This window comes from Sulfuricurvum sp., assembly GCF_028681615.1.
In the GTDB taxonomy this organism is placed as follows: Bacteria; Campylobacterota; Campylobacteria; order Campylobacterales; family Sulfurimonadaceae; genus Sulfuricurvum.
The window spans coordinates 21,480-46,383 of the sequence record NZ_JAQUHV010000007.1; the positions used below are offsets into that span (position 1 = coordinate 21,480).

Annotated in this window: 30 protein-coding genes; 13 read left to right on the top strand and 17 right to left on the bottom strand. The window is 45.4% G+C overall.

Going from position 1 to position 24,904, the window contains the following annotated elements; all coding sequences use genetic code 11:
- Position 1 precedes the first annotated feature (1 nt).
- On the top strand, positions 2–343 hold the full coding sequence (locus PHE37_RS08390) for a hypothetical protein (protein WP_299995041.1): 342 nt from the start codon (positions 2–4) through the stop codon (positions 341–343).
- 7 nt (positions 344–350) lie between these two features.
- On the opposite strand, the gene PHE37_RS08395 is transcribed toward PHE37_RS08390, so the two are convergent.
- The 6 genes from PHE37_RS08395 to PHE37_RS08420 form a co-directional block, all read right to left on the bottom strand.
- Positions 351–659 carry a hypothetical protein gene (locus PHE37_RS08395; protein ID WP_299995039.1) on the bottom strand — a complete coding sequence of 103 codons (309 nt, stop codon included), beginning with the start codon at positions 657–659 and terminating at the stop codon, positions 351–353.
- Between the two features lie 76 nt (positions 660–735).
- A complete protein-coding gene (locus PHE37_RS08400; protein WP_299995037.1) occupies positions 736–1,638 on the bottom strand; it encodes an HlyD family secretion protein in 903 nt (300 codons plus the stop codon).
- Between the two features lie 9 nt (positions 1,639–1,647).
- Positions 1,648–1,848: a DUF1656 domain-containing protein gene (locus PHE37_RS08405; RefSeq protein ID WP_299995035.1), complete on the bottom strand. Its 201-nt coding sequence runs from the start codon at positions 1,846–1,848 to the stop codon at positions 1,648–1,650.
- The gene (locus PHE37_RS08410) at positions 1,839–4,001 is read right to left on the bottom strand and encodes an FUSC family protein (protein WP_299995033.1); all 2,163 of its coding nucleotides are present in this window, start codon (positions 3,999–4,001) and stop codon (positions 1,839–1,841) included. Before PHE37_RS08410 ends, PHE37_RS08405 begins: the two co-directional genes overlap by 10 nt.
- Positions 3,988–5,424 carry an efflux transporter outer membrane subunit gene (locus tag PHE37_RS08415; protein ID WP_299995031.1) on the bottom strand — a complete coding sequence of 479 codons (1,437 nt, stop codon included), beginning with the start codon at positions 5,422–5,424 and terminating at the stop codon, positions 3,988–3,990. Before PHE37_RS08415 ends, PHE37_RS08410 begins: the two co-directional genes overlap by 14 nt.
- Positions 5,421–5,858, bottom strand: coding sequence for a MarR family transcriptional regulator (locus PHE37_RS08420; RefSeq protein WP_299995029.1), 438 nt, complete (start codon positions 5,856–5,858; stop codon positions 5,421–5,423). The genes PHE37_RS08415 and PHE37_RS08420 overlap by 4 nt, the downstream gene beginning before the upstream one ends.
- A gap of 201 nt (positions 5,859–6,059) precedes the next feature.
- On the opposite strand from PHE37_RS08420, the gene PHE37_RS08425 reads away from it, so the two are divergent.
- Complete coding sequence (locus PHE37_RS08425) at positions 6,060–6,362, top strand: hypothetical protein (RefSeq protein ID WP_299995027.1); 303 nt, start codon at positions 6,060–6,062, stop codon at positions 6,360–6,362.
- A gap of 4 nt (positions 6,363–6,366) precedes the next feature.
- Here PHE37_RS08425 and PHE37_RS08430 read toward each other — a convergent pair whose 3' ends face one another.
- On the bottom strand, positions 6,367–7,248 hold the full coding sequence (locus tag PHE37_RS08430) for a DMT family transporter (protein WP_299995026.1): 882 nt from the start codon (positions 7,246–7,248) through the stop codon (positions 6,367–6,369).
- Between the two features lie 79 nt (positions 7,249–7,327).
- Here PHE37_RS08430 and PHE37_RS08435 point away from each other — a divergent pair, with 79 nt between their 5' ends.
- A complete protein-coding gene (locus PHE37_RS08435; RefSeq protein WP_299995024.1) occupies positions 7,328–9,526 on the top strand; it encodes a SulP family inorganic anion transporter in 2,199 nt (732 codons plus the stop codon).
- 12 nt (positions 9,527–9,538) lie between these two features.
- Here the strand turns inward: PHE37_RS08435 and PHE37_RS08440 are convergent, their stop codons facing one another.
- Complete coding sequence (locus PHE37_RS08440; protein ID WP_299995022.1) at positions 9,539–10,081, bottom strand: YbhB/YbcL family Raf kinase inhibitor-like protein; 543 nt, start codon at positions 10,079–10,081, stop codon at positions 9,539–9,541.
- 167 nt (positions 10,082–10,248) lie between these two features.
- Between PHE37_RS08440 and PHE37_RS08445 the strand changes: the two genes are divergently transcribed.
- Entirely contained in the window at positions 10,249–10,965 is a 717-nt protein-coding gene (locus PHE37_RS08445) for a pirin family protein (RefSeq protein WP_299995020.1), read from the top strand.
- A 14-nt stretch (positions 10,966–10,979) separates the two neighbouring features.
- Here PHE37_RS08445 and PHE37_RS08450 read toward each other — a convergent pair whose 3' ends face one another.
- Positions 10,980–11,930: a 5'-nucleotidase gene (locus PHE37_RS08450; protein WP_300008427.1), complete on the bottom strand. Its 951-nt coding sequence runs from the start codon at positions 11,928–11,930 to the stop codon at positions 10,980–10,982.
- A 148-nt stretch (positions 11,931–12,078) separates the two neighbouring features.
- Between PHE37_RS08450 and PHE37_RS08455 the strand changes: the two genes are divergently transcribed.
- Both PHE37_RS08455 and PHE37_RS08460 read left to right on the top strand, forming a co-directional pair.
- Positions 12,079–12,996, top strand: a complete 918-nt coding sequence (locus PHE37_RS08455; protein WP_299995017.1) for a DUF2167 domain-containing protein — start codon at positions 12,079–12,081, stop codon at positions 12,994–12,996.
- A 3-nt stretch (positions 12,997–12,999) separates the two neighbouring features.
- Complete coding sequence (locus PHE37_RS08460) at positions 13,000–13,713, top strand: site-2 protease family protein (protein WP_299995015.1); 714 nt, start codon at positions 13,000–13,002, stop codon at positions 13,711–13,713.
- Between the two features lie 14 nt (positions 13,714–13,727).
- On the opposite strand, the gene PHE37_RS08465 is transcribed toward PHE37_RS08460, so the two are convergent.
- From PHE37_RS08465 to PHE37_RS08475, 3 genes are read right to left on the bottom strand one after another with little or no spacing between them, the layout of a single operon-like run.
- Positions 13,728–14,249 (bottom strand): GNAT family N-acetyltransferase, encoded by a 522-nt coding sequence (locus PHE37_RS08465; RefSeq protein WP_299995014.1) that lies wholly within the window; start codon positions 14,247–14,249, stop codon positions 13,728–13,730.
- A 33-nt stretch (positions 14,250–14,282) separates the two neighbouring features.
- Positions 14,283–14,747, bottom strand: a complete 465-nt coding sequence (locus PHE37_RS08470) for a hypothetical protein (protein WP_299995013.1) — start codon at positions 14,745–14,747, stop codon at positions 14,283–14,285.
- A gap of 40 nt (positions 14,748–14,787) precedes the next feature.
- On the bottom strand, positions 14,788–15,327 hold the full coding sequence (locus tag PHE37_RS08475) for a hypothetical protein (RefSeq protein ID WP_299995011.1): 540 nt from the start codon (positions 15,325–15,327) through the stop codon (positions 14,788–14,790).
- A 196-nt stretch (positions 15,328–15,523) separates the two neighbouring features.
- Between PHE37_RS08475 and PHE37_RS08480 the strand changes: the two genes are divergently transcribed.
- Genes PHE37_RS08480 through ybaK form a run of 3 tightly spaced genes read left to right on the top strand, consistent with a single transcriptional unit; the run spans position 15,524 to position 17,462 of the window.
- Positions 15,524–16,099: a TetR/AcrR family transcriptional regulator gene (locus tag PHE37_RS08480; RefSeq protein ID WP_299995010.1), complete on the top strand. Its 576-nt coding sequence runs from the start codon at positions 15,524–15,526 to the stop codon at positions 16,097–16,099.
- Positions 16,092–16,988, top strand: coding sequence for a DMT family transporter (locus tag PHE37_RS08485; RefSeq protein WP_299995008.1), 897 nt, complete (start codon positions 16,092–16,094; stop codon positions 16,986–16,988). Before PHE37_RS08480 ends, PHE37_RS08485 begins: the two co-directional genes overlap by 8 nt.
- Positions 16,989–16,994: 6 nt before the next feature.
- Positions 16,995–17,462, top strand: a complete 468-nt coding sequence (ybaK, locus tag PHE37_RS08490) for a Cys-tRNA(Pro) deacylase (protein WP_299995007.1) — start codon at positions 16,995–16,997, stop codon at positions 17,460–17,462.
- Between the two features lie 5 nt (positions 17,463–17,467).
- On the opposite strand, the gene PHE37_RS08495 is transcribed toward ybaK, so the two are convergent.
- The 5 genes from PHE37_RS08495 to PHE37_RS08515 form a co-directional block, all read right to left on the bottom strand.
- Complete coding sequence (locus PHE37_RS08495) at positions 17,468–18,658, bottom strand: HAMP domain-containing sensor histidine kinase (RefSeq protein ID WP_299995005.1); 1,191 nt, start codon at positions 18,656–18,658, stop codon at positions 17,468–17,470.
- Positions 18,645–19,307 carry a response regulator transcription factor gene (locus PHE37_RS08500; protein ID WP_299995004.1) on the bottom strand — a complete coding sequence of 221 codons (663 nt, stop codon included), beginning with the start codon at positions 19,305–19,307 and terminating at the stop codon, positions 18,645–18,647. The genes PHE37_RS08495 and PHE37_RS08500 overlap by 14 nt, the downstream gene beginning before the upstream one ends.
- Positions 19,304–20,395 (bottom strand): cache domain-containing protein, encoded by a 1,092-nt coding sequence (locus PHE37_RS08505; RefSeq protein ID WP_299995002.1) that lies wholly within the window; start codon positions 20,393–20,395, stop codon positions 19,304–19,306. Before PHE37_RS08505 ends, PHE37_RS08500 begins: the two co-directional genes overlap by 4 nt.
- 62 nt (positions 20,396–20,457) lie before the next feature.
- Complete coding sequence (locus PHE37_RS08510; protein WP_299995000.1) at positions 20,458–20,952, bottom strand: DsrE family protein; 495 nt, start codon at positions 20,950–20,952, stop codon at positions 20,458–20,460.
- Positions 20,953–20,965: 13 nt separating this feature from the next.
- The gene (locus PHE37_RS08515; protein ID WP_300008429.1) at positions 20,966–22,333 is read right to left on the bottom strand and encodes a hypothetical protein; all 1,368 of its coding nucleotides are present in this window, start codon (positions 22,331–22,333) and stop codon (positions 20,966–20,968) included.
- Positions 22,334–22,502: 169 nt separating this feature from the next.
- Between PHE37_RS08515 and PHE37_RS08520 the strand changes: the two genes are divergently transcribed.
- The 4 genes from PHE37_RS08520 to PHE37_RS08535 are packed head-to-tail and all read left to right on the top strand — an operon-like array spanning position 22,503 to position 24,894.
- The gene (locus PHE37_RS08520; protein ID WP_299994994.1) at positions 22,503–22,766 is read left to right on the top strand and encodes a YciI family protein; all 264 of its coding nucleotides are present in this window, start codon (positions 22,503–22,505) and stop codon (positions 22,764–22,766) included.
- Positions 22,767–22,783: 17 nt separating this feature from the next.
- Entirely contained in the window at positions 22,784–23,536 is a 753-nt protein-coding gene (locus tag PHE37_RS08525; RefSeq protein ID WP_300008431.1) for an arylamine N-acetyltransferase, read from the top strand.
- 9 nt (positions 23,537–23,545) lie between these two features.
- Complete coding sequence (locus PHE37_RS08530; RefSeq protein WP_299996094.1) at positions 23,546–24,265, top strand: penicillin-binding transpeptidase domain-containing protein; 720 nt, start codon at positions 23,546–23,548, stop codon at positions 24,263–24,265.
- Between the two features lie 11 nt (positions 24,266–24,276).
- On the top strand, positions 24,277–24,894 hold the full coding sequence (locus PHE37_RS08535; protein ID WP_299996096.1) for a hypothetical protein: 618 nt from the start codon (positions 24,277–24,279) through the stop codon (positions 24,892–24,894).
- The last annotated feature ends 10 nt before the right edge of the window (positions 24,895–24,904 follow it).

Consider the following 24,904-nt stretch of genomic DNA (forward strand, 5'->3'; position numbering starts at 1 on the left):
TGTGAAGCCGATCGAGAAGGTAGCTTCTGATCTGGATATCTTTGCACGGGACTGTGCCGTAACGGTCGCTTTAAAGATTACCGATGACTCATGTAAAATGGATGATGAGCAACGAGCCGTATTTATGGCGCTTTACGATGCTCTTGATCCGTATGAGAGTCAAATATTCGATGAAAGTATTCATACTCTGATCCGTGAAGCTCGGAGTACCCCTACGGCCGCTCTGTATGCACAGATCAAAAAAGAGCGTGAAATGGCTATGGCCATCATCACTCAAGAGAAAATGAAATCTTTCAAATCGTTTGTCCGTGCTTCATTACTCATAGCAGAGCTTTCTGCCTGAATTTTTTTCAGGGAGCGTCATAGCTTAGGGCCATATTACTGCATCCCAATGCTTCTCCGCCTCTACAAGCCTGTGCATACAATGTCCCGGCTTCATATTTGTTTTGTGCTACCCCTGTACCGTTTTCATACATTTTCCCTAATTCATAACACCCTTTGAAATTATTTTCACTGCACGCTTTTGTAAATGCTTCGACTGACTTTGAATACATTTTTGCATCGAGAGCTTTTTTCCCGTCTGCATAACTATCGGCATAACACGAGGAAATCACTCCTACTGCCATTAACAATGCAACTATTTTTTGTGCCTTTTTCATGATTCTCTTCCTTTTTATCTGTTGTGTTCTCTGCCTCGAAAGAGGCGACTAAGTGCCATTGCGGTTAGTGTTATTATTACTGTGCAGCACCCCTTTGGTCGGATTTATTCGGGAGGATACTGACCGAACAGGTCATCCCTGCAGAGAGTGTCAAACCCTTTGGAACTTCATCGATATGAATACGCACGGGAATACGTTGAGCAAGACGAATCCAGGTAAAGATCGGATTGACATTTGCCAAGAGTCTTCCGTCCGTCGTATTGTCACGGTCGGATATCCCTCTTGCAATACTTTCAACATGCCCTTTAACCGTGAATTTTGTCCCTAACATATTCATTTTGGCTTTGTCTCCGATATGAATCATCGAGAGTTTATGCTCTTCAAAATATCCGTATACCCAGAAGGATCCGGCGGTAATGATCGCCATATGTTTTTCTCCGGCATTGAGATAATCTCCTCTGCGTAAGAGAAGGTTTGATACCCATCCGTCTGTCGAAGCGCGTACGCTGGAACGTTCCAAATCCAGCTTCGCCGTTTCGACCTGAGCGAGCGCTTCTTGGTATTTGGCATAGGCCATCTGGGCATCAAATGAGGTATCGTCACGGTTCTCTGCTGAGACGACGTCGTCATCGGCGGCGTTACGGCGTGCGGCTTGGTGTTTTTTCATGTCGTATTCGGCTTTGCGTGTGTGCGCAACAGCTTCGGCTGCACGGAGTGCATGGAGGAACCGCTCTTTATCGATCTGAAAGAGGATATCCCCTTTGTGAACGAATTGGTTGTCCACAACGTTTACTTGTGAGACCAACCCGCTGACATCGGGGGCGATCATGACGACATCGGCGCGGACACGGCCGTCACGTGTCCACGGACTGTTCATGTAGTTATGCCAGAGCATAAGACCGAGAAATACGGCCAAAGAGACGACGGAAAACGTAATGACGTAGCGGATAAGCTTCGTATATCGGTTATTTTTATTCATAATATTTCCTTAACGGTAGATCAGTAAACATGGAATGGTGAACAAACAGACGAAAATTCCCGTCCGAAACAGCCCCGGATGCCATACATGCTGATACACGCCGGCATCCGACATCAGTCGATCCAATAAAATCTGCAATATCGCCGTAATGACGAAGATGGGAAGCAACGTCGGCATTTGGATGCCGAACAAAGTGATATCTAACGGCATGAATCCTCCGTTGCGATCGGTAAAGAGAGATCGTTTTGCAAAACGGTATGGATGAGTGCCAGTTCGGTGATCAGATGTTTCATCCGTTTCATTTGTATATTCTCCGTAGGTATGTTCTCTTCTCGGAGCATCCGGATTGTTTCCGAAAGACTCTGCAACAGCGTTTTTCGGAGCTCCAAAGACGGCGCATCGAAAAAGTTTTTGATGCACAGCAGCGATGATTCGATCTTCGGATGGCGGTAATGGCTGTAAAGGCGTTGCTGGCTTCGACGTATGGCCAAAATAGCCCGTCCGATCTCCAGTGTCGAGAGGAGCCATTCGTACACGAGACGACTCGAACGCATATTTAACCGCCCCTGGGTAGAGAACTGTTGAACCAGATCTCGGCCGGTGCTCTCCAGGGCACTCCGTTCCACAGCGATCGATCCGTCGCACAGGTTGACGATCTGGCGGCGCAGAATCTTGGCGACACGCTGTTGCGTCAAAGAACACGACCAGAAGTTGACCAGAAGATAAGCCAAGCCGCCGAACATGATTCCGATGAGCGATGCCAATGACGCTTCCATAAATTTGGTCGGTTCGATCTTATAATACGGATCGAGGGCGCATTGGCTCATAAACATGAAGACAAAACCGAATGCAAAAATCCCCAGTTTCGGTTTGGTCGTCATCCACCCTACGAAAGCTAAAACCGGAGCGATCAAGAGGCTGAGGGTCAGCATGTCCGATGTGTACTGCGGGATCAGATAAAAATCGTACAAAGCCGCCAGCATCAGGGCGAGTACCGCCCCTTTGAAAAAGTTGACGACTCCGTCCAATGGACTCGGCAACGTCCCCAGAAGCAATCCGATAACGACCGCCAGCGTGATGGTCAGCGTCGCGAACGGCCATGCCGTCCATATCCAGAACATCATGGTCACCAGCAATACTCCGCTTCCACGCAATGCAGCCAGAGCGACGAGGACATTATCGGTATGGGTCGAAAACCGCACGGCACGGCTCAGTTCCAAGGATGATTTTCCCGACAAACGGTGTTTGAGAAGCGAGAGATAGGTAACACAATGGCTGTGAAGCTCATCAAGCAAACGGATCATCAGATACCCTGCCGAAGTAAACTGATCTTCCCACTCTTCATCCATCGTTTCACGGATTGCGGCGTATTTGGTCTCAAAATCTTCCTGAATCGTGTTTTTGACTTCCAAAAGCTTTTGAATGACACCTTCGAGTTCCTCAGGCGTCATCGGTGAAGAGGGTAGGGTTTTCAGCGCCGCGGAGATCGGAGCATATAACGCTTCCAAGGTTGATAACGCCTCTTTTCCCCCGCGTATTTTTATCGCCGTCAGAATGCTTTTGAGCGAGTGAAACGTTGTTGAGAGATTCATGTACTGATGATTCAGATGCTGATAATGCTGACGCTCTTTTTGATCGCTTCCGCTCTCAAAACTGCTGTTGATGCGGACGGCATTCAGCCCGACCACCCCGCTTGAGAATCGGGCGACTCCGCCGTTTGCTTCACTGATCGGGGCAAATACCTCTTTGGGATCCGCCAAAGTCGTGAGGACATTGAGAAAACGTTCGCGTTCGCTGGCGATCAATGAATCGAGCAATCGGCGGGGAAAGATGATATCGCTGATCAGCGTTGCACAGATAATACCAACAAGAACTTCCGAAAATCGTGACGTCGCGATATCGAAAATGTCCAATGGTGTTTCGATAACGGGGAGGGCGACGATGCACAGGGTGTATCCTGCCAAAACGAATCCGTACGATTGAAAATTGCGGTATTTGAATCCCGCCGCAGTGGCGATACCGATCCACAGAGCGAAAAACGAGATAAACCATACCGGGTCCTGTGCAAACATCCCCATCAGGATCAGCGACATTCCCACACCCGCAACCGTTCCCAAAACACGGTAATAGCTTTTGGAGAAAACCAAACCGCTTTGGGGCTGCATAACGATAAATACGGTGAAAATCGCCGTTCGCGGATCGGGAAGATTCAGCGTCATCGAAATCCATAATGCCAAAAGTCCCGCAAGCGTTGCTTTTGCCATATAGATGAGTGTCGGAGCGTCATTGGTCCGCCATTCATACAACCCCCGTTGCCATGGAAAACTTTTGATGTTTGTGAGGAGTGCGCTATTTGGTTGCATTGTTCTCCCCTTTATCGGAATACCCGCCACCGAGCGCTTTGATCAGGAAGATTTGAAGCTGCGATTTGGTTTCATCCAGTGTCAATGCCTCCATCTCGCTCTCATATGCCGTTTTATCCGCAGTCAAAAGCGGAAGCTTATTACTCAGTCCCAATGAATACTGTTTGCGGCGGATAGAGACATTGGCGTATTTGGCATTCAAATCATCATGATGGAGGTCGATTTGAGACTCGATCAGTTTGGTTTGTTTGATCAGTACGACGACTTCGTTTGCCGCTTTGATCACCACTTGGTTGTAATCGTACACAGAACTGTTGTAGTCGCCTACATTGCTTTGGAGGTTCGCATTTCTTTCACCCCAATCCAATAACGGCAACGAAAGAGCGACACCTGCCGATGGAGTATATGAGGAGTGATCCAACAGCCTCGCCCAGCTGAACGAGGTAAACCCGATAAGCCCTGAGAGGCTGATATTCGGATAAAACTTGGCTTTGGCATTTTCTATCATATGACTTTTACTCAGCGCCATGTATTTAGCGATAGCAACGTCTGAACGGTGTGCGAGGAGATTGAGCACAATCTCTTTCGGCAAAGGGACATTGAACGTATTACTGATATGAGGGCGCTTCATGGTATCGATATACGATGGCAGAAACCCTCCCAAAACGCAAATACTCTCCTTTTTCCCTTCGATCACACGATGAAGCTCCGCACTGCGTTGAGCTATTTGAGACAGTTCAGCCTTTTTCGTGTTGATTTCCGTAGCGTCGATCAGTCCAAGACGATACTGCTTTGTGATGATGGAAAGTTCTTCCATGGTCGTTTTTTCCAACGTACTCAAAAGAACCAGTTTCTGTTCATCAAAATTCCATGAGAGATACGTTTCGCAAATGGCACTTGATAAAGCGATTTTGGATGCTTCAATCGTTGCTTTTTGGGCGTAAGCACTGTTTGTAGCCGCAAGAATGCGGGAGCTGCGTTCGTTCCAAAAGTCAAAATCATAATCGAGCGTCAAAGAGGGCTGATACTGATTGTTCGTACTTCCTCCCAAAGGTGCCGGAAAGATATGATTTTCGCTGAAGCGTTCTCTGATAAGACTTGCATTTGCAGCGATATGCGGCATGTTACGTGACTCAACGGATTTGATAATGCTGTTGGCCTGAGAGTATCGAGCTTCAACGCTTTTGAGCGACGGGGCGTTGGAGAGTGCCTTATCAATAATGGTATTGAGCTGCGGGTCATTGTAGTCTTTCCACCAATCGGATACGAGTCGTACATCGGCGGTCTCATAGTCGTTGATATTTTTTTCGATATCGCAAGTAATGGTATCTTCCGAAAGCGGTACGGCCTTATCGATTTTTGGTACGCATCCTGTCAGTAACAGAATCGGTAGAAGTGTAAGCAGTTGCCTTTTGTATCTCATTGTTTTGTACTTTTTAGATTCTCATGTACGGATTGCAACAGTTTTGCAAGTTCTTTTTTTTGTGTATCATCGACTCCGCGTAACGCTTTTTCCATTACATTCTCACCCATTTGGACCAATGCATCTTTCAGCTTTTTCCCTTTGGGGGTAATTGTGACGAGATACGCTCTTCGGTCACTCTCTTTTTGAACCCGTTCCACCAGCCCTTTGTGTTCCAACTTATTGAGCATCAGAGTAAGGTTTGACTGCTCGAAATAGGTGTCCTCCGCCAAATCTTTTTGGGTTAAACCGTCTTTTTCGCATAATCGAATGAGAATAATACGGTGAGCATAGGAAAGCGAATAGGGTTTGAGCTCTTTTTCGAATTCATTTTTGAGGACGTTCCGTGCTTTTGCAATGAGAAAGCCTATTGACTTGTCGGATTCGAAACTCATAACAATCCTTGTTAAAATTTTCGGGATTGTAGAATAGGGGAGCTTAAATACTTATTATAATAACTATTATGTATGTAATTATATTATTTCTAAAAGGGACGATAATAGGTGTACAGTTTCTGTTGTGTTTTTTTTGTTTAAAAATATTGGATAAAATACGCCTATCTTTGTTAGATAAGTGTTGCGATAAAAGGAGTTTGGATGCAGCGATTTAAGTATTTACTCATTTTTGCGATTGTGTTGCTGCTGTTTAAAGCATTTTTTTTAGATGAGTATTTGGAAAAGAGAGCAATGGAGAATAATACGTCATCTGAAACATCAGAAGTGGTGGAAGAAGAACCCAATCAATCCATAGTGCTAGTAGAACCTAATCAATCAAATGTGCAAGATATGAATATAACGGGAATGAGCGCAGAAAAAAAATCGATACCGCAAATACCTGAAGATAAAAAAATGCCTTTGGATCAGTTAGGGGATTCATTGACAAAACATATAAAATTATAATATTCTATTTTTGTCTTGAAAGAATCACTCCGCTAAGTACGATTAATAACCCTCCCGCAATGACCATCGGCGTCGGGAGGACATCACCCAACATCATTCCGAACAATGTTGCAAACAGTATGACCGAATAGCTTACCGTACTGACGATTCCCGCTTTTGCATAGAAATAGGCGCGTGTCATATAAATTTGTCCATATGCCGCCGCAACCCCCATCAGTATGATCCAGATCCACTCTACACCATGAGGAACAATAAAGTTCGAGAGGGCAAAGGCAAAGAGCTCGGAAGTCGTATATTCCGAAAGAATCATTAAAAATGCCGGAATCAGTACACCTGAGAGCATAAAAGAGAGGACGACGGTCCGCTCGTCATAATAGGCTTTAAGACTTCGGACACTCGTGTACGCCAATGCAGAGAGCAAACCCGTCAAAATTCCCATAACATGAAGATACCCCATACTCATACCGCTTAGCATCGCGACGCCTGCAAATCCGATGAATACGGAAAAAACGGCAGGTAGTTTTAATTTTTCACCGAGCAAAAAAAAGGCGAGCAACGAGGTAAAGATAGGTTCTGTTTTAGCATAAACGATGGCATTGGAGAGGGTAGAGGTACTGATGGTGTAAAAAAATGTCAAAAGTGCTACGGTTCCTATGACTCCGCGAAAGATGAGGGTAAAGGGTTTGCCACCGACATTTTGGATTGGTTTTCGCAGTACAAACATCCCTATCGCGATCAAACCGATGGCATTACGCCAAAACGTGACCTCTACCGACCCCATCGAGCTTGAAAGGAGTTTTGCAAACAGCATTGTAAGGGCAAACAAAAAAGAGGCAACAAGCATATAGGTTATGCCTCTGCGGGTATCGGTGCGGTCTGTTTTCATGGATGGGATTGTACCATGATATCGGTTTTTGGGTACAATAGATTTCTTTTATAATTTTAGAAATTTTGGGATTGCTTTGATGTTTAAAACAGCTAACTTTGCAGGTGATTTTTGGGGCGGAACAGCGGCTATGTTGGTGGCGATGCCCTCAGCAATCGCTTTTGGGGTGACCATTTATGCGACGATGGGTGAAAGCTACGGAGCTTACGGTGCGATTGCCGGAATTTTAGGAGTTGCGGTCATCGGTATTACGGCATCGCTGGCCGGGGGGACACACCGTTTGATCTCGGCTCCGAGTGCACCGGCAGCAGCGGTTTTATCCGCGTTTGCCCTCAATTACGCTAATCTTGATTTTGGTCCTGATTTGATCATCGTGATGTTGATGGTCGTTGCACTTCTTGCCGGCATTTTTCAGGTACTTTTCGGGGCTATCGGATTGGGACGCTTGATTAAATACATGCCTTTTCCTGTCGTCAGCGGCTATCTTAGCGGAGTCGGTTTATACATCGTTGCATCACAGACGCCCAAATTTTTGGGGATTCCTCAGGGAGGGCATTTTTGGAAGTCTCTCCAATACCCGGCCCTATGGCAATGGCAAAGTATTACGGTAGGGCTTATCACGATAGGTACGATGCTGTATGCGGATCGTTTGTTCCGGGTTATACCTGCGGTAATTATTGCGTTGTGTGTCGGGGTAGTTGCTTATTTCGGTATAGGGATGATTGATCCGGCTTTGCTTCAGCCTAACAACCCGTTTGTTATCGGAGCGCTTGGAAGCAATGCCGGAAGCGGTGATTTTATCCACTCCCTGTTGGTCCATTTTCAAGAGATGGTGCATCTGTCATGGCATGATATCTATCTTCTCTTTTTCCCGGCATTGACCCTTGCAGCCTTGCTATCGATTGATACACTGAAAACCTGTATCGTTTTAGACTCAATGACCCACTCTTTTCACAACTCTAATCGAGAACTTATAGCGCAAGGATCGAGTAATATCCTTACATCATTAGTGGGAGGAATGCCGGGATCGGGGATGATGGGGGCAACGATGGTAAATCTGACCAGCGGTGCGACGACCCGTCTTTCAGGGTTGATCGAGGGGATAACGGCCATTATCGCATTTGCACTGTTAGGCTCGTTCGTGGCGTGGATTCCGGTGGCCGCATTGGCGGGAATTTTGATCGTTGTCGGATTCCGGATGATAGACCGTCATAGTTTCAAACTGCTTCGAACACGTCAAACGGCTTTGGACTTTTTTATTATCGTCGCGGTTGCAATCAGTGCTCTTACCATCAGTCTTATCGCTGCAGCCGGAGTCGGGTTGTTGCTGGCTATTCTTTTGTATATCATCCAGCAGATAGGGGCTTCGGTTGTCTATCGCCATCAAGACGGTACGGATGCTCGAAGCAAAATCGTCCGTAGCAAGGACGAGGAAGCTATATTACGTGAAAAAGGGGATGAGTTTTCGATCTATGAGTTGCACGGAAGCCTCTTTTTCGGAACGGCCAATCAGCTCTATACGATGCTGCGTGAGGATTTACAAAACAAAAAATACATTATTATCGATATGAAAAGGGTTCAGACCGTTGATTTGACGGCAGCCCATATTCTATTACAGATTAAAGACATCCTTCACGATAAAGAGGGGTACCTTCTCTTATGCCGACTGCCTCACAAGTTACCGACTGGGGAAGATGTAGAGAGTTATTTCAATCATGTCGGACTTTTAAAACACTTGAGCCCGATCAAAGTATTTGATGACCTTGACGATGCCATCGAATGGACGGAAGACAAAATTATCCGTGAAACGATAGCTGAAGATACTACCGAAACACCGCTGGAGTTGGAGGAGTTTGACCTTTTCAAAGGGCGTAAAGCAGATACGATTGAGGAAATTCGCAGTTTGGTCGAGTGCCGATCGTACAAAAAAGGGGAAATCATTTACAACCAAGGTGAAGGAAACGGAGAAATATTCCTAATCCGACGCGGATTGGTTCGGATTATGCTCCCGTATCCAGAACGAAAGAGCGTTCACCTCAGTACAGTAGGCAAAAACAATTTTTTTGGAGAGTTTTCATTTTTAGAAGGGGTGCCGCATTACACTAACAGCATTGCCGGAGCGGATACTGATGTCTATTGTATAAAACGTGAAGCGTTTGATCTGTTTTCCGAACATCATAAAAAAGCGTCATTTCATTTTATGTTGTCGCTTTCTGCCGTATTGGCAGAGCGGCTTAGATTGACACGCTCTGAACTCGGCGAAGAGTACGATGTATAAATACCATAGGACTTATCGTCCGTAGTACGATACCATCGTCGCTTTTTCGATCGAATGGGCATTGATCATATACCCTGCCAACGCAGGAGAAACTTTCGAATCCAGATCGAGATGATCGACATTGAGGGCATGGACGGTAAACATATATCGATGAGGTCGGTCGCCTTTAGGCGGGCAGGCTCCTCCGAATCCTGCTTTACCGTAATCGGTGAGTGTCTGAAGAGCCGGTATTTTTTGAGTTTTTGCACTATTGCCAAAATCAGCCGGAAGAGATGTTACCGAAGCGGGGATATTGACAACAACCCAATGCCACCATCCACTCCCTGTCGGCGCATCAGGATCATAGACCGTTACCGCAAAACTTTTTGTCCCCTTCGGGGCATCACTCCAATGGAGTTCGGGAGAGATATTTCGTCCGTCACATCCAAATCCGGAGAACTCCTGAGTCTTGGTCAATTGGCCTGAGAGGTCATTACTGTGGAGGGTAAATTCTCCTGCCATAAGGGAAGTTGTACCCGCGAATAGGATACTTGTAACCAGGGATAAAAGACGCATTCGAAACTCCTATGAAAAAAGTATGCTTATTGTAACATCTTGAAATAAACAGTTTCTTTATATTAAATTATGCAAGGAATAATTTATATAAGTATGTTAAAATCAACAATAAAAGCGACATCTAAATCGGAGTAGGGTGTATAAACTCTTTTCTAAAAGGGGTAGATATGAAAACAGTTCTTCATAAAGCCGATGAACGGGGTTCTGCTGAGCACGGCTGGCTTCACAGTAGATTTAGTTTTAGTTTTGCCGATTACCATAACCGAGATCGGATGGGATTCGGTGCTTTGCGCGTTATCAATGATGACATTATCGAACCGGAGGGCGGCTTTAGAATGCACCCTCATCAAGATATGGAGATCATTACGATTGTGTTGAGAGGCGCTCTCGAACATGAAGATACTGTGGGCAATCGAGGTATCATTTCAGCCGGCCAAATACAGTATATGTCGGCGGGAAGCGGTATTCAGCATTCAGAATTCAACCCGTCTTTTACCGAAAGGGTCGAACTTTTCCAAATATGGATCCATCCGAATGAAAAGGGTCTGATCCCCCGCTACACACAGCGCGATTGCAATGACTTGGACAGTATGAACCGATGGTCACTTATTGCGAGCGGCGACGGACGAAAAAAGTCGATGCAGATTTCACAGGATGTCACGATTAAAACATCACGTCTTTATCCCGGGCATACATTGGTTTCCGATCCAATCAAACCGGGACACGGCAGGCTTCTCTTTGTCGTCGACGGAGAGGTAAACGCCTGCGGACATACTCTAAAACGTCGGGATGAACTTCAGGTGATCGGGGATGATACATTTGAAATCACGGCAGAAAAAGATGCCCATTTGATTTTATTTGACGTTCCCTTGGACAGACCGTAGAAGCATAAAGAATTTTATTTATTAAGCGGTGAATCACTGTGATAGGGTACTTTGCCTGAGGGGACATCGTCTGATGCGCTGTCGAGATGAACATCCTGATCGTCGAAAAAGATATGAGGTTTAAACGCTTTTAACACACGGCTCTTTTCCACCCCGCCGAGAAAAAATGCTTCATCAACGTACACGCCCCATTCACGCAATGTTTTGATCACCCGCATCTCTGCCGGAGAGTTGCGTGCCGTGACGATCGCAATGCGGATAGGGGAATACTCGACACGGATCGGGAGGCGGTCTTGCAGGCGGGAGAGCTTTTTGAGCAGGGTCGCATACGGTCCTTCTCCGAGCGGTGTATTCTGTGCCGCATCTTCGGCGGCATGAAACGCTTCGATGCCGTGTTGTTTGTAGAGGAGCTCGCTGCTCTCATCGAACAGCACCGCATCCCCGTCAAAGGCGATCCGAACCTGTCCCTCTGGGATCGAGTCCATTTGCTTGGGCGGAGCTTTGACGACGGCGGCCGCACAGGTACGGCTGTCGATCACCTGTTGTGCATCGGCTACATCGGTCGTGAGAAAAAGATCGACATCGAACGCGTCCAGATAATCGACGACGGTTTCTCCCGCGGTAAATGCCGAGCGTGAGATCGGCAGGTTCATCTGCCGTACCGTATGGAGTACCCGCAGTCCTGTTTCGGGGCTGTTTCGCGACATAATTACCACTTCGACGAGCGGAGTATCTCCCGATTTTTGATAACGGTTGAGTTCGAGGAGCGCTTTGACGAGCGGAAATCCCGTCCCTGCGTTTAGAGGCTCGTTTTCCCGTTCCGACATGTACTGACGGTAGACTTCGATTGCGGTGTCGGGGTCATTGCGGTACTGTTCTTTAAAGACACGATCTTCTTCCGAGAGATCGAACAATGCCGTTGCGGTGATGCCGACGACGAGAGTATCGGAGAGATCGAGTGCCATAGAAAGTTCCTCTAAGTGTTTGAAGAGATTGTATCCAATCTTATGCTCAAAATGAATTTTAGAATAAATTTATTTTAAAATCGATATAGTAATTCAAAATATTAAAAAAAGTTAATCATTGGTTTTGATTGGCAAAAAAAGTGAAATAATGAAGTGGCATGTTGGAAAAATAGTAACGATTTTTTTGTTATTACTATTACCTTTGTTTGGTGATGAAGCGTATGAACAGGAGATAAAAACGGCATTTGCAGCAGCGGAAAAGGTGATGGAAAAAGGACCGCAACAAATCAAAGTGTTCGACCAAGCTACACTTGACTTACCAGAAAAGTTCATCTTCATACCGAACCCTGAAGCCACTAATATTATGCGTGCCATGGGAAATCCCGTATCCGAGGGGTTCGCAGGAATGATTCTGCCTGAAAAAATGGATACATGGTGGTTTATTACAGTCAATTACGATAATGCGGGTTATATCAAAGATGATGATGCAAAAAACTGGAAGAGCGATGAGATGCTTCAGCAAATGAAAGAGAATGCCGTTCAAATCAATGAAGAACGGGTAAAAAGACACATGCCGGAAGTCGATGTGGCAGGATGGGTGCAGACTCCGATGTATTATGGAGATAATCATGAGGTTATTTGGTCGGTAGCTACTAAGGCAAAAGGGGTTGAAGACGATCAGGCTCAGGGTGTCAATTACAATACGTTGGTGTTAGGACGCCAAGGATATATAGGACTCAATCTGATTACGTCTCTTGCATCGGTCGAGTCGTTGAAACCGACGAGTAAAATGTTGATCGATCAACTCCATTTTGTCGATGGAAAACGATACAGTGATGTCAATTTTGATACGGATAAAATCGCCGAATACGGTTTGGCGGCATTGATTACGGGAGCCGCGGCAAAGAAACTGGGATTGATAGCGCTTGCTGCCGCATTCTTAGCGAAATTTGCGAAGGTAATTGCATTGACGCTTTTCGGAGGGACTCTTTGGTATAAAAAATGGGCGGCTAAAAAGAAGCAAAAGGAGACTGCTTCCACAATCGATACAACGAATAAATTCTAATCTATGAAGACGCTATTGGCTCTTCTTGCCGCCGGAAAACTTGGGAAAGTTGCATTAACCGGCGGCAGTATGCTTATTTCGATTGTCGCATATTCGTTTATTTTCGGGTGGTGGTATGCAATCGGATTCGTGCTGCTGATTTTTGTCCATGAGATGGGACATTTTATTGCGGCAAGACAACGTGGACTGGATGTCGGTGCTCCAACGTTTATCCCTTTTGTCGGAGCATGGATCGCATTAAAAGAACAACCTCTTGATGTCGAGAACGAAGCCTATATCGGTTTTGCAGGTCCGTTTGCCGGAACACTGGCGGCGTTGGTCGTCTATTATCTGTCGAGAACGTATGATAGTAATCTTTTGCTTGCACTGGCGTATTCAGGATTCTTTATCAATCTGTTTAATCTAATTCCCGTCTCTCCGCTTGACGGTGGCCGGATCAGTGCCGTTTTAACTCCGAGGATTTGGTTCTTAGGTGTACCGATGCTTTTAGGTTTCTTTTTCTATTTTCCTAGCCCGATGTTACTTGTTTTGGCAATATTGGCATTTCCGCAATTAAAGCTTGCATGGAATTATGACCCGGAAGATGAGAACAACAAAGGCTATTATGCAATCAGTGCCGAAGACAGACTGACCTATAGCCTGTATTACATCGGTCTTGTTGTTTTCTTATCGGTAATGACCTATAACATTCATCAGGTATTGGGTAGAGGATACTAAAAGATATGCTTTTTTTAAGTGTTTGCAACTAACTTTTTGCTCAGAACCGCCAATTCCAGAGCATCGATCTGTCTATCCCATAAATTCGATTCGGGAAACGGGATCATCTCACCCGTCCTGACATAGCCTCTGCGTTCATAATACTCGATCAGCTCACTGCGGTGGGTGATGACTTCCATGATTGCGGTATTAATTCCCCATCGTTTATGCGCTTCGGATTCTGCGTAGGCTAAAAGAGCTTTTCCGATCCCATGTGCTTGCATAGTCGGCTCGACGGCAAACAGTCCGAAATGGACGGTATCCGCTTCACGGTGGGCATGGATGGTGGCGAGGATTGTTTCGTTTGAACGGGCGATCAGGATGAGGGAATCAGGATCATTGAGCAGTTGGGTAAGCCCTGCCTCATCGATCCGTTTACCGCTGAGTAGATCGGCTTCAGTCGTCCATCCCGCGCGGGAACTATCCCCGCGATAGGAGCGGTTTAGGAGGGAGGTGAGGGCAGGGATGTCGTTTGGTTCAGCGTGAGTGAATTTCATGATGAGATTGTAGCAAAGTTTGTATATAGTGTATTAAAATATCCGTAAATACGGTCTGCTGACCAACGGTGAAAACTCCCACGGAATTGCGGCAAGTATGAGCAAAAGGGCGATACTAAACCAAATAGCGATGGTTTTAAACTTTTCTCTGTCGATAGATTTTCGTTTTGCGAGTGCCGAACCTATGGTGATGAGGAGAATCGCGATCAGCATGGTGGAACTGTGCTCGATCCCGAAGAAGCGAATCTCCCGAACATGGACGGCATCTGCGAAATGGTGGAAAAAAAACGTCGTGATAGGGCTGATGAGGTAGAGCCATATACCGGCGATGAGCTGGATATGGGCTATCGTCGTGGTGTTGTGGCGCACGCGATCCTCAAAAATGCCAAATTCACTTCCCTTTAACCACCCTTTATAGGCACGATAGAGGGCATAGATCAGACTGATGAGTACCAACCATCGAAGCCATGAGTGGAGCGTTAACAGTATCAGTTCCACAGGAACTCATTGCAGACTTTATTGGATGATACAGCCATAGTTAGAGAATATTATTATTTTCGATTTTGAATGTATTAAAGATGATATCGGTCGCGAGCATCCGCGTCGCATGGTTGACCGCATCGAAAATATCTCCATCACTCCATCCCATCTCACGCAGAGTATCGAGATCGTCCGCATTAACCGAGTGTGCGATTCGGATCGCTTTGATCGCCAGTAAGAGCATCGCTATCTCACGTTCAGGGAGATTCGCTGATTTCGGATCTTTTCGCATGGCTGTGACCTGATCAAACGTCCACCCCGCCATATTTATCAACATCCCCGTATTGTAATCGATACAGAATTGACACTCTTCACCGCTGGAGACCATGATGCGGATAGCGGCGAGTAGCGGCATCGAGAGGGTTGGATGGTTCATATAATATTTGATGAAATCCATCTGCTGACGCAGTAACTCGGGACTGATGCTAAAAAGCTGTGCGTTGTTGCCGACACTTCCGCGCATTGTTTCGATAACCTTGTAGATTTTCGCTAACTCGCCCGTCGCATTTTCGGGTGCTATGGTCTGAATGAGTGGCATGAGGAATCCTTTTTGGATGATGTTGACTGTTTGGTCAAGTGGCATTATAAAACGATTTGACCAATTAGTCAAGAGGTGTGATACAATTGCGTTTATATATCTTCCGCATCAATGCGGAAAGCTTTAGGGGGATGTAAGGGACATGATTGTCCCTGCCACCTAAGCGGGCTTTGCTCGTTTAGGTGATAGCAATAAAATGAAAGAAAATACTAGACAGAGATTAATCGACGCCACGTATGAAGAAGTATATTCACACGGCTATCAAGGTGCTGCACTTGCGGATATCCTCGCCAATGCCGGAGTACATAAAGGCTCGATGTACCACTTTTTCCCGAACAAAAAAGAGATGGCATTAATGGCGATCAAAGAAAAAATAGCAGAGCGGTTCGGAACACGTTATTTGGCAATAGCCAAAGGTGACGGTGATTATTTAGCGCAATTTTTTGATGGTTTGCGAGATCTCAACCAACGAGATTTCCGTCGTGGATGTCCGGTTGCGAATATCGTGCAGGAGATGTCAAATATCGATGAAGATTTTAATATAGCGATGAAAGAAATATACGCAAAATTTCGTCAAAGTGTCAAAATCATTTTTGATAAAGCGGTTAGCGTCGGTGAACTGCGTCCCTGTGATACAGATAAACTTGCCCTTTTTACGACATCGACATTAGAGGGGGCAATCCTCTCAGCGAAAGCATCGGGCAATTCTCAAGACTATTTGGATTGCGTTGAATGTTTGATTACTTACATCGAGAGTTACAAACATGGATAACACGAAAAATACGAACAAATATATTATTTTGATGATTATCGCGATGCTCTTTTGGGGGTTTGCTTGGACGGCGGGCAAGGTTGCGGCGGAACACTCCAATGCTCAGGTCGCCGCTTTTTGGCGCTATGCGATCTCATTTATTACGATACTTCCGGTGATCTGGTATCTCAAAACGCCGCTGAAAACAGATCGGGTCGGTTATATGTACATGGTTGCGGCGGGTGTGTTGACATCTTTGTTTAACTATCTTTTTTTTGCCGGACTTTCACACGGTCAGGCGGGATACGGTGGTACAATGGTCACGTCGCTCGCTCCGATCATTACCTATATCCTTTCTATCTTGTTTTTAGGGATAACCGTTTCGTTTCGACAGTTAGGGGCTCTGTTCATCGGGATTTTGGGAGCGCTGATTTTATTGCGTGTCCCTCTGGACGGATTTGCATTTTTAAATGTCGAGAGCTCGTATTTCCTCGGATGTGCCATAGTGTGGGCATTGGTCACGGTGATCGCCCAAAAAGCGTCTAAACGGGCTCATCTGATGTTTCATACGGTGGTCGTATTCGGTATTACCGCATTTATCAATATGCTTTTTGCCCTGCCGCACCATCCGTTCGATTTTGAGGCCTATGATGAGACGTTCTGGATCACGATTTTCTTGATAGGGCTGATCCCCGGGACGTTCAGTACTGCCCTTTATTTTGTCTCAGCGGGTAAAGTCGGAGCCCATCGGACGGGCGTGTACATGTTTATCGTCCCAGTTGGGGCAATCGTTTCGAGCTGGGTTGTGTATGGCGAGGCATTAGAGCTTTCGACGCTCATCGGGTGTTTGTTGGCGTTTGCGGCAGTCATTTTGTTTAATATGAAGAATTCCTCAAAAGCTTTGGAATAAGAGAAAATGACCCCGGCTATAAATATCGCAAAAAAAGCGGGTATCGCTTATCAAATCCACTCCTATACCCATGATCCCTTATGTGAGTCCTACGGTACGGAAGCCTCGGAAAAATTGGGGATTCCCGCTGAGCGGGTCTTTAAAACTCTGGTCGTTCTCATCGATTCCAAAGTGATGGCGGTTGCAGTGATCCCCGTTTCATCCATGCTCTCGATGAAGCAGATCGCCAAAGCTGCTGGGGGTAAAAAAGCGGAAATGGCTGCGGGAGCCGATGTCGAACGCTCTACGGGCTATATTTTAGGCGGAGTCAGCCCGTTGGGGCAAAAAAAGCGGCTCAAAACGTTTATCGATGCGTCGGCGGAAAATTTTGCGAGTATCTATGTCAGTGCAGGGCGCAGAGGGTTAGAAATCGATCTAAACCCGAATGACCTTCGGACTCTGAGCAACGGAATGTTCGCGTCATTATGCGGGTAGGATAATCAGTGTTTTTGTTCCGTTGAATTGACAACCAATGAGCGATTGAACGTGTAGGTAAAGGTTGACCCTTTTAAATAGGTGGATTGGATATCCAGGGTAATGTCGCTTTTGTCGATGATGGATTTGACGATATTCATGCCGATACCGAATCCCGTTTTATGTTCATGCTCGCGGTAATAGGGATTGGTGATTTTCTCGGGATGTTTAATCCCTTGCCCGTAGTCTTGGACGACAAGGCTGATTCCGCCGTTTTCATTTTTGTGGATGTAGACGTCGATCTTGCCGTTTTTATGCGAAAACTTGATCGCGTTGGAGAGGGTATTGTCGACGATCCGCTGAAGTTTCGTCGGGTTAAAGCGGATGTGTGTCCGTGTATCGGCATGCAGGGATAATGTGATGTTGTTGAGCTGGCAGATCAGTTCAAAATACTCAACACGCTCTTTGACGAACGCTTCAAAATCGATCAACTCGTCTTTATACTCAATACGGTTTTGTTTGATGAGGTAATCCATATCATTGTAGATGGTTGCCAGTGATTTGGTTGCGGATTTGATGCGGCTGAGGTATTTGTTGGACTCGTAGATGCTATTAAAGAGGTCCACGTTGACATTGATGATGCTCAGCGGCGTATTCATCTCATGCATCGATTCTTTGATGAACTCATCGAGTTTCTCATTGACACGTTTGAACGGTACGGAGAAGCTGTTTAAAAAATAAAACGATAGCAGGAGGATCAATACGAGGATGCCGAATGCGATGATGCTGGCTTCAAGAAAAATATCGGTGTAGGAGATCGTCGTTTCGGTAATGAGATAGTCGGCAAAAAAATATTTTTGGGGCGGGAGAGCCGTGATGAGAAACCGGCTCAGCCCTTCGCTGTGATACCCCGGCATAAAAGAGGGCAAAGGTTCTTTGATTTGGGAGTAGATCGTGGAAAATGTATTGGAGTAGAGGCCGGATTGATAGGAATTGAATTTCGGAAACTCGAACGTACCGTCGGGATTATTGCCGAAAGAATCCATAGCATTGATGATATGCGATTGGATCGATTTGAGCTCGACTTCGGTGCGTACTTCCTGCATATTGATTTTATGCTTGACATAAAAATACAAGGGTGCCAGCAATATGACAGAGACGATACACGTATAGATCAAGCTATAACGGCGAACGAATTTTTTTTCATCGACAATCAAGACGATATCCTAACCCATAGATATTTTTAATCAGATTTTTCGGGAGTTTTCTCCGCAGATTATTGATTTGAACCCGCGCATTTGCCGCATCGACATTGTTTTCCCAGATTTTTTCATAAAGCATTTCCAAGGTGAGAACCCGATTTCGATTCATGAGGAAAAGATTTAGAATTTCGCTTTCGGTTTTACTGAGCGAAACCGGTACGCCATTGCACGTAAGCTCATAGGTCGTGACGTTGTAGCGGTAATCATCGGGAAGTATGAGAAACTCTTCTTGGGTTTTAAAGCAGTTGGATTTGAGAGCATGCCGTACCCGAAGCATGAGTTCGGTCAGATCGAACGGCTTTTTGATGTAATCGCAGCATCCGTGTGCGTATCCCTGGATGAGAGCGTCGGCACTGGACATCGACGTGACGAAAATCGTCGGGATGTTTTTGTTCTCGTCCGCCAATGCTTTTCGCAGCGAAAAACCGTTGAATTCGCCGGGAATGTTAACATCCAGCAGCAGAAGATCGTAATCAACGGAAAAAATAGCATCGTATGCGTCTTCACTGTTTTCAAAACTGTCGACGTTATAGTTCTGTGCACTCAAAAATTCCTCGATGCTGTCTTTTAAAATAACATCATCTTCGAGTAAAAGCAATCTCATTTTATGTGTCCTCTGGATTTCTGGTTGGAGTTCGTATCGAGTAGAAGTGAGATGAGTTCATCTTTGCTGTAGTGCCCAAGATCGGTTCGCAGTCTCTCTTCAAGAGCGGTTTTGTCCTCGGGATGGACACACTTTTTAAGAGAAAGGAGCTCTGCAGCCGTATAGTTGTTCCATAGGTTTGCAGAAGGATCGTGATTGATAACCGAGAGGTATAAATCTTTTCTCGAATAGGTCAAAAAGGTGTCCAGTTCCTCTTCAAAAGCATTGAAAAGTTTCATCTTTTTCTTGGAGAGAACCAGTACGAACGAACCGATATTTTGACCGTCGGCATTGAGAATTGATCGTGAAAAGTAAACATAATTATCTCCCTCATGTACGCCGTTTGTCAGTAAATCGGTTAAACCGGCGCGTTTGAGATAGGAGATGTGGTGAATGTTCGCATCGTCGTTTGCGACGATCATGTTTTCAATACGGGGGTTGTTTTTGAGTAAAACGGCCTGATCTTTGTATTTGTCATCCATCAAGACCAAAAGATCGATATCGTAGTTGGCAAAATAGTTTTTCATCGCATCGAGCTTTTGGATCACTTCGATGAACCCGATGAGATGTTTTTCTTTGATTACCGGGATCGATGCGATCAATACAAGACGTCTCGCGGCTTCGAAGGAGAGGTGGGGCTTATGCGTCAAAACAATATCCTCCAAATCCGGGCGATACGCTTTAATACTCAGGCCGGTACTGGTATTTTCCCAGTTTCGTGCGAGGATAATAAAATCTTTGGTAACGATTTGGGCGTGGACTTTGGAACCGCTGAAGACCTCCAGTGTGGAGGTATATTGTTTGAGGATTTCGGTCGCTTTCTTGGAATTATTGGTTTCGATAGCCGTTTGCAGCGTCTCGTTTTGAGCCAATGCGAACGCGAAAGCAAAACTTTCCGCTTTCTCCTGTTCGATCTGTTTGTCCAGAAGGTTCATCAGAACGATATCGATCCTGTTGACAAACTCCTGTTTCTTCTGCACATAAAAATAGACAATCATAGTGAGTAATATCAACAGTAATAATGTTAAATACTTTTGATAGAGTCGCATGCTAACCTTTGTCCATTATTATAATTTTTAAAAATAAAATAACGGACTGTTTCCTTGATTTTTTATCGTATTTTTATATAGGCATAGCCGCTGCGCTGCAAATCGATGATTTTAACGATTCCGGCAGGTGTGGTTGTCGCAAAATCCTCGATCTGATTATCGGCTACATGGTTTTTATCCATCGTATTTTTACACGCATAAATTTTAATCTTGTCGCCGCCATCAAGCTGAAGAGCTTTTAGACGTGAGCGTGTTCCGGCACCTGTAGGTCCACCCTGTGTGATGTAGGGCTTTTCTTCAAAGCCGGTATTGTTAAAGTCTTTCATGACATATTGTAGACACGGCCCGAGTGCTACGAGATCGATCTCATACTGTATGAAGTTTTTATTGTAATACTCAACCGCATTATTGATCGTGTTGAGCATCAGATGGATACGGTCCGCTTCGAGGAAATCGCATTGATAGACCACTTTGACGACATCATCATCCTTTTCACTTGCGGCGAGAGGAAAAGCTGTCACGCTCAGTACGATAAAGAGAAAGTTTATTAGTTTCATGGTTTGATCCTTTTTAAAAAGCATAGGTTACTTGGATTTCGGCACGGTTACCCATGTTGTCCAAAACAGTTTGTGCACTTGCATTGCCCGGCGCTTTGGCATCTCTGATAAGATAGTTGAAATCGATCCGGGTAGGACCGTTAAATCGGTACGATGCACCGAGTGTCGTCGTCGTAAAGTCGCGCTCGCCTTTGACATCATTGGTCAGACGGTTCAGGAAATCGTAACGGCCGAAGACTTCGAATTTTTGCGGTATAAGTTCATATTGGAGATTGACATACCCGCCGTTGGCTTTATTTTCGTTTCCTGATGCAAATTGAAGCTCCCAATCCTGTACCAGCGGGTTGGCGTCGACATCTTTGGCACCGACGTAGATCATCCCCTGCGCCATCATGTATTCGGCTTCAAATCTGAGCCCGTGGTTGTAGTAGGTCATCCCCAATCCATAACGTTTACGGTCGGCATCGATCAGTGTCGTAGCATTGGAAACAAACTTACGTTTTCCGTTTTGTCCCCATACATAAAATTTCATGGCATTGGTGTAAAACCCTTTACCGCCTCCGAAATTATTTTCGAGTGCCAAATACCCGTAATGGGTACCTTGAGTATCCGTATTCGAGTTTGAAATTCCGGTTCCATTCCCGTACATATAAGCGTAACTAAAGGTCCATGAATTGACAAGCGGTATGGTGTCAAAAACCTCTGCACCTGTATCTCTGAATGCTCCGACCGGATTGTCGACGGAAGTGGTCGTATAATGGAGGGTAGAAGCACCGCCGGCCGCTGCACCGGTTTGTGCCGCTGTAGCATTGGTTATACGTCGTTCAAGCAGTTGCTGATCGCTCATCGTTGTAAAATCGATATAAGGAGAGAAGTATACGGCTTCCATCCCTTCTTCACTTCCCGGATATTTGAATCTACCGACGCGAATTTTCGCATCCGGAATGTATTTGAGCGTTACCGAAGCATCGGTGAGATAGGTTGGGGTACTGTGGTTTGCCAGATTGTTAATACCGTTGTTCCCAAAATCAGTCATAACAAAATAGTTGACCATGTTGTCATCATCCGCGATGCCCCGCACTGCCAGACGGGCTCTTGCGATATTAAATCCGGATTGATCTTCGAGGTTAGGCGTTAAAAGTGAAAAAGGGGTGGTTGTCTTCCCGCCGGATGAGGCAACCGTGCCGTAATCTTTGGCATAGTTAATCTGTGCAAAACCCCAGAGTTTAGGCGTTTTATTTCGATTAGGGACGATGACCCCCTGTGGAGCTACAGTCTCAGGTTCCGCACCTTGGAGCATCAACCAATCTGCCGCATTCAGCTCAACACAAGAGCTGAACAATATCACACTTAACAGCGCTGATCTAGAAACACTTTTCATATGTTTTCCTTATATTAGATGGGAAAATTGTAAGGAAAGAACGAAAAGAAAATGAAAAGAGATTATAGACGAAAGAAATACTTAGGAGAATGTTTGCAATCTATAGAAAAAAAGGAGACAATATTATTTCAAACAGGAGTTAATATGTTTATTATCTCACTTACCTACATTGAAACCTCTAGAAGCGGTTGATGCTCTGCTCGATGAGCACGTTGCGTATCTCAAAGAGCAGTATGCTTTAGGAAATTTTCTCGCATCGAGGTGCAAAGTTCCCCGAACCGGAGGGGTGATTTTGGTTCACGGAGCATCTAGCAAAGTGATTGAAGACATTCTTTCTCCTGATCCGTTCTATAGTCACGGTATGGTGGAGTATGAGATCACCGAGTTCTGTCCAACGATGACGAGTCATGAATTGTCATTTTTAAAAGAATAAATATCAAAAGGAAAGTTATGACAGCATCCAATTTTAGCCTCTCCGATTATCTCTTCCGTATCGGTTATGAGGGGGCTGTAAGTGCCGACGTCGCGACACTGACCCGATTGATGCAGCAACAGCTGCGAAGTATCCCGTTTGAAAATACCGAGGTTCAGGCAGGACGAATCCCGTCTATGGTTCCCGAAGATATCGTCGAAAAAGTGATCAATCGTCGGCGCGGCGGATACTGCTATGAAGTCAACGGCGTATTTTCGATGGCGCTCAGCGCTATCGGGTTCGAGTGGTATTTCGCGGGAGCACGTTCGATGCTCTATCCGACACGCCGTCCCAAAACGCACATGGTGCTCATCGTTCGCCTCAATGGACGCAATTATCTGTGCGACTGCGGATTCGGTGGGTACGCATTGCGCTCTCCGATGGAAATCCGAGAGGGTGAAGCGGTTCAGGACAGTGATAGCTATCGACTGGAACTGATCGATGGAGAATACGTTCTCGGTGCAATGGTGCAGGGGGAATGGCAGCGTTTATACGGTTTTGCCCTCCAGAATCAGGAATGGATCGAATTTACTCTGGCGAACTATTTTAATGCCACAAGTCCCGATACGGTATTTACCCAAAAGAAGTTGGCGATCATGCAGACACCGAAAGGACGTAAAATCTTAGTAGACAACGAGCTGAAGCTGATCGAAAATGGGAAAATGGAAAAACTCGAGGTCGAGTATGAGAGTGCTTTAAAAGAGTATTTTAGTCTAACCCCATTTATGTAAAGAATAAGTATGAGATTGTTGTTTTGGCTTTTGATGACATTGCCTTTATTGGCTGCTGAACCTGACTTCGGCAAGTTTGACGGTACTGCAGTCATCATAGATTTGAATACTTCAGCAAAAACGATCTATGGAAAACATGCTGATGAGAGGGTCAACCCCTGCTCGACGTTTAAAATACTCAATTCCATGATCGCTCTCGATAGCGGTGTGGTGCGGGATGAAAACGAGACAATCAAATGGGATGGAGTTGTGCGGGGATATCCTGCGTGGAATCAAGATCATTCGATGAGATCGGCAATTTCGGTCTCGGTAGTATGGTTTTATCAAGAAATGGCTCGGCGTGTGGGAGCGGAGCGGATGGCTCGGATGGTTGCTCAGGCACATTATGGAAATGAGGATACGTCTCGTACACTTACTGATTTTTGGTTGGGTGGAGGGAGCCTTTTGATCTCTCCGGTTGAAGAAGCAATGTTTGTAAAAGCACTCGTGGAAGAAAAACTCCCCTTTTCCAAACGCTCTATGAAAACGGCGAAAGAGATCATTACTTTGCAAAAAGACGAACAGTCTATTTTGGCGGGTAAAACGGGAAGCTGCAACGCAATAGGGTGGTTCGTCGGATTTATCGAAAAAGACGATGAGTCACAGGTTTTCGCATTTCAGATCAGAGGCGAGGGTGCCAACGGTGCGGAAGCAAAAAAAATCGCGCTTGAGTATCTCAAAAATCAATGAGAGGATGATCCATGAATTTGCAAAAACTCAAAGAAGCCGAGGTCGATTTTTTCGCCTTTTATCCCAAAGGGTTTGAGGACGAGGGGCTGTTGCCGATCATCAAACGGCACAATACCGAGGGGATCGGCAAGAGCATGCGAGAACTATTTGCTCCGGAGCGTTTTTCGCGTACCGAAGAGATTTGTGAAAGTTTCGCCAAGATCGTCTCTAAATCCTCTTTGATCTCGCTTTTTGAAAAACCGAAAGTCAGAGATATGGTAAAACAGATGAGTATGGAACAGCAGGATATGCTGGCTATAGGGCTGTATGAACTTTTACATGCCAACCAAGAAAAAGGGTTTGGCATCCTCGTCGATATACTCAGCATCTACAAGCTCGCAAAATGGTCGATTGTGACATTAATCCCGTATTACTATGCGAGAGATAAAGCGTTTTTTATCAAACCGACTACGACGAAAGATATCATCAAATTTTTCGATCTTGAGGGATTGGTGTACAAACCCCGTCCGACGTACGAGTTTTATACAAAATATACAAAGATGCTCGAAGAGATGAAATCGCACGTATCACCTTTGATCGGTGAGGACAATGCCGGATTTACCGGATTTTTGATGATGACGATGAAATAAAAAGATTTAT

What these genes read in the sequence shown, in the direction of transcription:
- PHE37_RS08395 (WP_299995039.1), bottom strand. Translation starts at nt 659, where the DNA reads ATGAAAAAGGCACAAAAAATAGTTGCATTGTTAATGGCAGTAGGAGTG.
- PHE37_RS08400 (WP_299995037.1), bottom strand. Translation starts at nt 1,638, where the DNA reads ATGAATAAAAATAACCGATATACGAAGCTTATCCGCTACGTCATTACG.
- PHE37_RS08405 (WP_299995035.1), bottom strand. Translation starts at nt 1,848, where the DNA reads ATGCCGTTAGATATCACTTTGTTCGGCATCCAAATGCCGACGTTGCTT.
- PHE37_RS08410 (WP_299995033.1), bottom strand. Translation starts at nt 4,001, where the DNA reads ATGCAACCAAATAGCGCACTCCTCACAAACATCAAAAGTTTTCCATGG.
- PHE37_RS08415 (WP_299995031.1), bottom strand. Translation starts at nt 5,424, where the DNA reads ATGAGATACAAAAGGCAACTGCTTACACTTCTACCGATTCTGTTACTG.
- PHE37_RS08420 (WP_299995029.1), bottom strand. Translation starts at nt 5,858, where the DNA reads ATGAGTTTCGAATCCGACAAGTCAATAGGCTTTCTCATTGCAAAAGCA.
- PHE37_RS08425 (WP_299995027.1), top strand. Translation starts at nt 6,060, where the DNA reads ATGCAGCGATTTAAGTATTTACTCATTTTTGCGATTGTGTTGCTGCTG.
- PHE37_RS08430 (WP_299995026.1), bottom strand. Translation starts at nt 7,248, where the DNA reads ATGAAAACAGACCGCACCGATACCCGCAGAGGCATAACCTATATGCTT.
- PHE37_RS08435 (WP_299995024.1), top strand. Translation starts at nt 7,328, where the DNA reads ATGTTTAAAACAGCTAACTTTGCAGGTGATTTTTGGGGCGGAACAGCG.
- PHE37_RS08440 (WP_299995022.1), bottom strand. Translation starts at nt 10,081, where the DNA reads ATGCGTCTTTTATCCCTGGTTACAAGTATCCTATTCGCGGGTACAACT.
- PHE37_RS08445 (WP_299995020.1), top strand. Translation starts at nt 10,249, where the DNA reads ATGAAAACAGTTCTTCATAAAGCCGATGAACGGGGTTCTGCTGAGCAC.
- PHE37_RS08450 (WP_300008427.1), bottom strand. Translation starts at nt 11,930, where the DNA reads ATGGCACTCGATCTCTCCGATACTCTCGTCGTCGGCATCACCGCAACG.
- PHE37_RS08455 (WP_299995017.1), top strand. Translation starts at nt 12,079, where the DNA reads ATGAAGTGGCATGTTGGAAAAATAGTAACGATTTTTTTGTTATTACTA.
- PHE37_RS08460 (WP_299995015.1), top strand. Translation starts at nt 13,000, where the DNA reads ATGAAGACGCTATTGGCTCTTCTTGCCGCCGGAAAACTTGGGAAAGTT.
- PHE37_RS08465 (WP_299995014.1), bottom strand. Translation starts at nt 14,249, where the DNA reads ATGAAATTCACTCACGCTGAACCAAACGACATCCCTGCCCTCACCTCC.
- PHE37_RS08475 (WP_299995011.1), bottom strand. Translation starts at nt 15,327, where the DNA reads ATGCCACTCATTCAGACCATAGCACCCGAAAATGCGACGGGCGAGTTA.
- PHE37_RS08480 (WP_299995010.1), top strand. Translation starts at nt 15,524, where the DNA reads ATGAAAGAAAATACTAGACAGAGATTAATCGACGCCACGTATGAAGAA.
- PHE37_RS08485 (WP_299995008.1), top strand. Translation starts at nt 16,092, where the DNA reads ATGGATAACACGAAAAATACGAACAAATATATTATTTTGATGATTATC.
- ybaK (WP_299995007.1), top strand. Translation starts at nt 16,995, where the DNA reads ATGACCCCGGCTATAAATATCGCAAAAAAAGCGGGTATCGCTTATCAA.
- PHE37_RS08500 (WP_299995004.1), bottom strand. Translation starts at nt 19,307, where the DNA reads ATGAGATTGCTTTTACTCGAAGATGATGTTATTTTAAAAGACAGCATC.
- PHE37_RS08505 (WP_299995002.1), bottom strand. Translation starts at nt 20,395, where the DNA reads ATGCGACTCTATCAAAAGTATTTAACATTATTACTGTTGATATTACTC.
- PHE37_RS08510 (WP_299995000.1), bottom strand. Translation starts at nt 20,952, where the DNA reads ATGAAACTAATAAACTTTCTCTTTATCGTACTGAGCGTGACAGCTTTT.
- PHE37_RS08515 (WP_300008429.1), bottom strand. Translation starts at nt 22,333, where the DNA reads ATGAAAAGTGTTTCTAGATCAGCGCTGTTAAGTGTGATATTGTTCAGC.
- PHE37_RS08525 (WP_300008431.1), top strand. Translation starts at nt 22,784, where the DNA reads ATGACAGCATCCAATTTTAGCCTCTCCGATTATCTCTTCCGTATCGGT.
- PHE37_RS08530 (WP_299996094.1), top strand. Translation starts at nt 23,546, where the DNA reads ATGAGATTGTTGTTTTGGCTTTTGATGACATTGCCTTTATTGGCTGCT.
- PHE37_RS08535 (WP_299996096.1), top strand. Translation starts at nt 24,277, where the DNA reads ATGAATTTGCAAAAACTCAAAGAAGCCGAGGTCGATTTTTTCGCCTTT.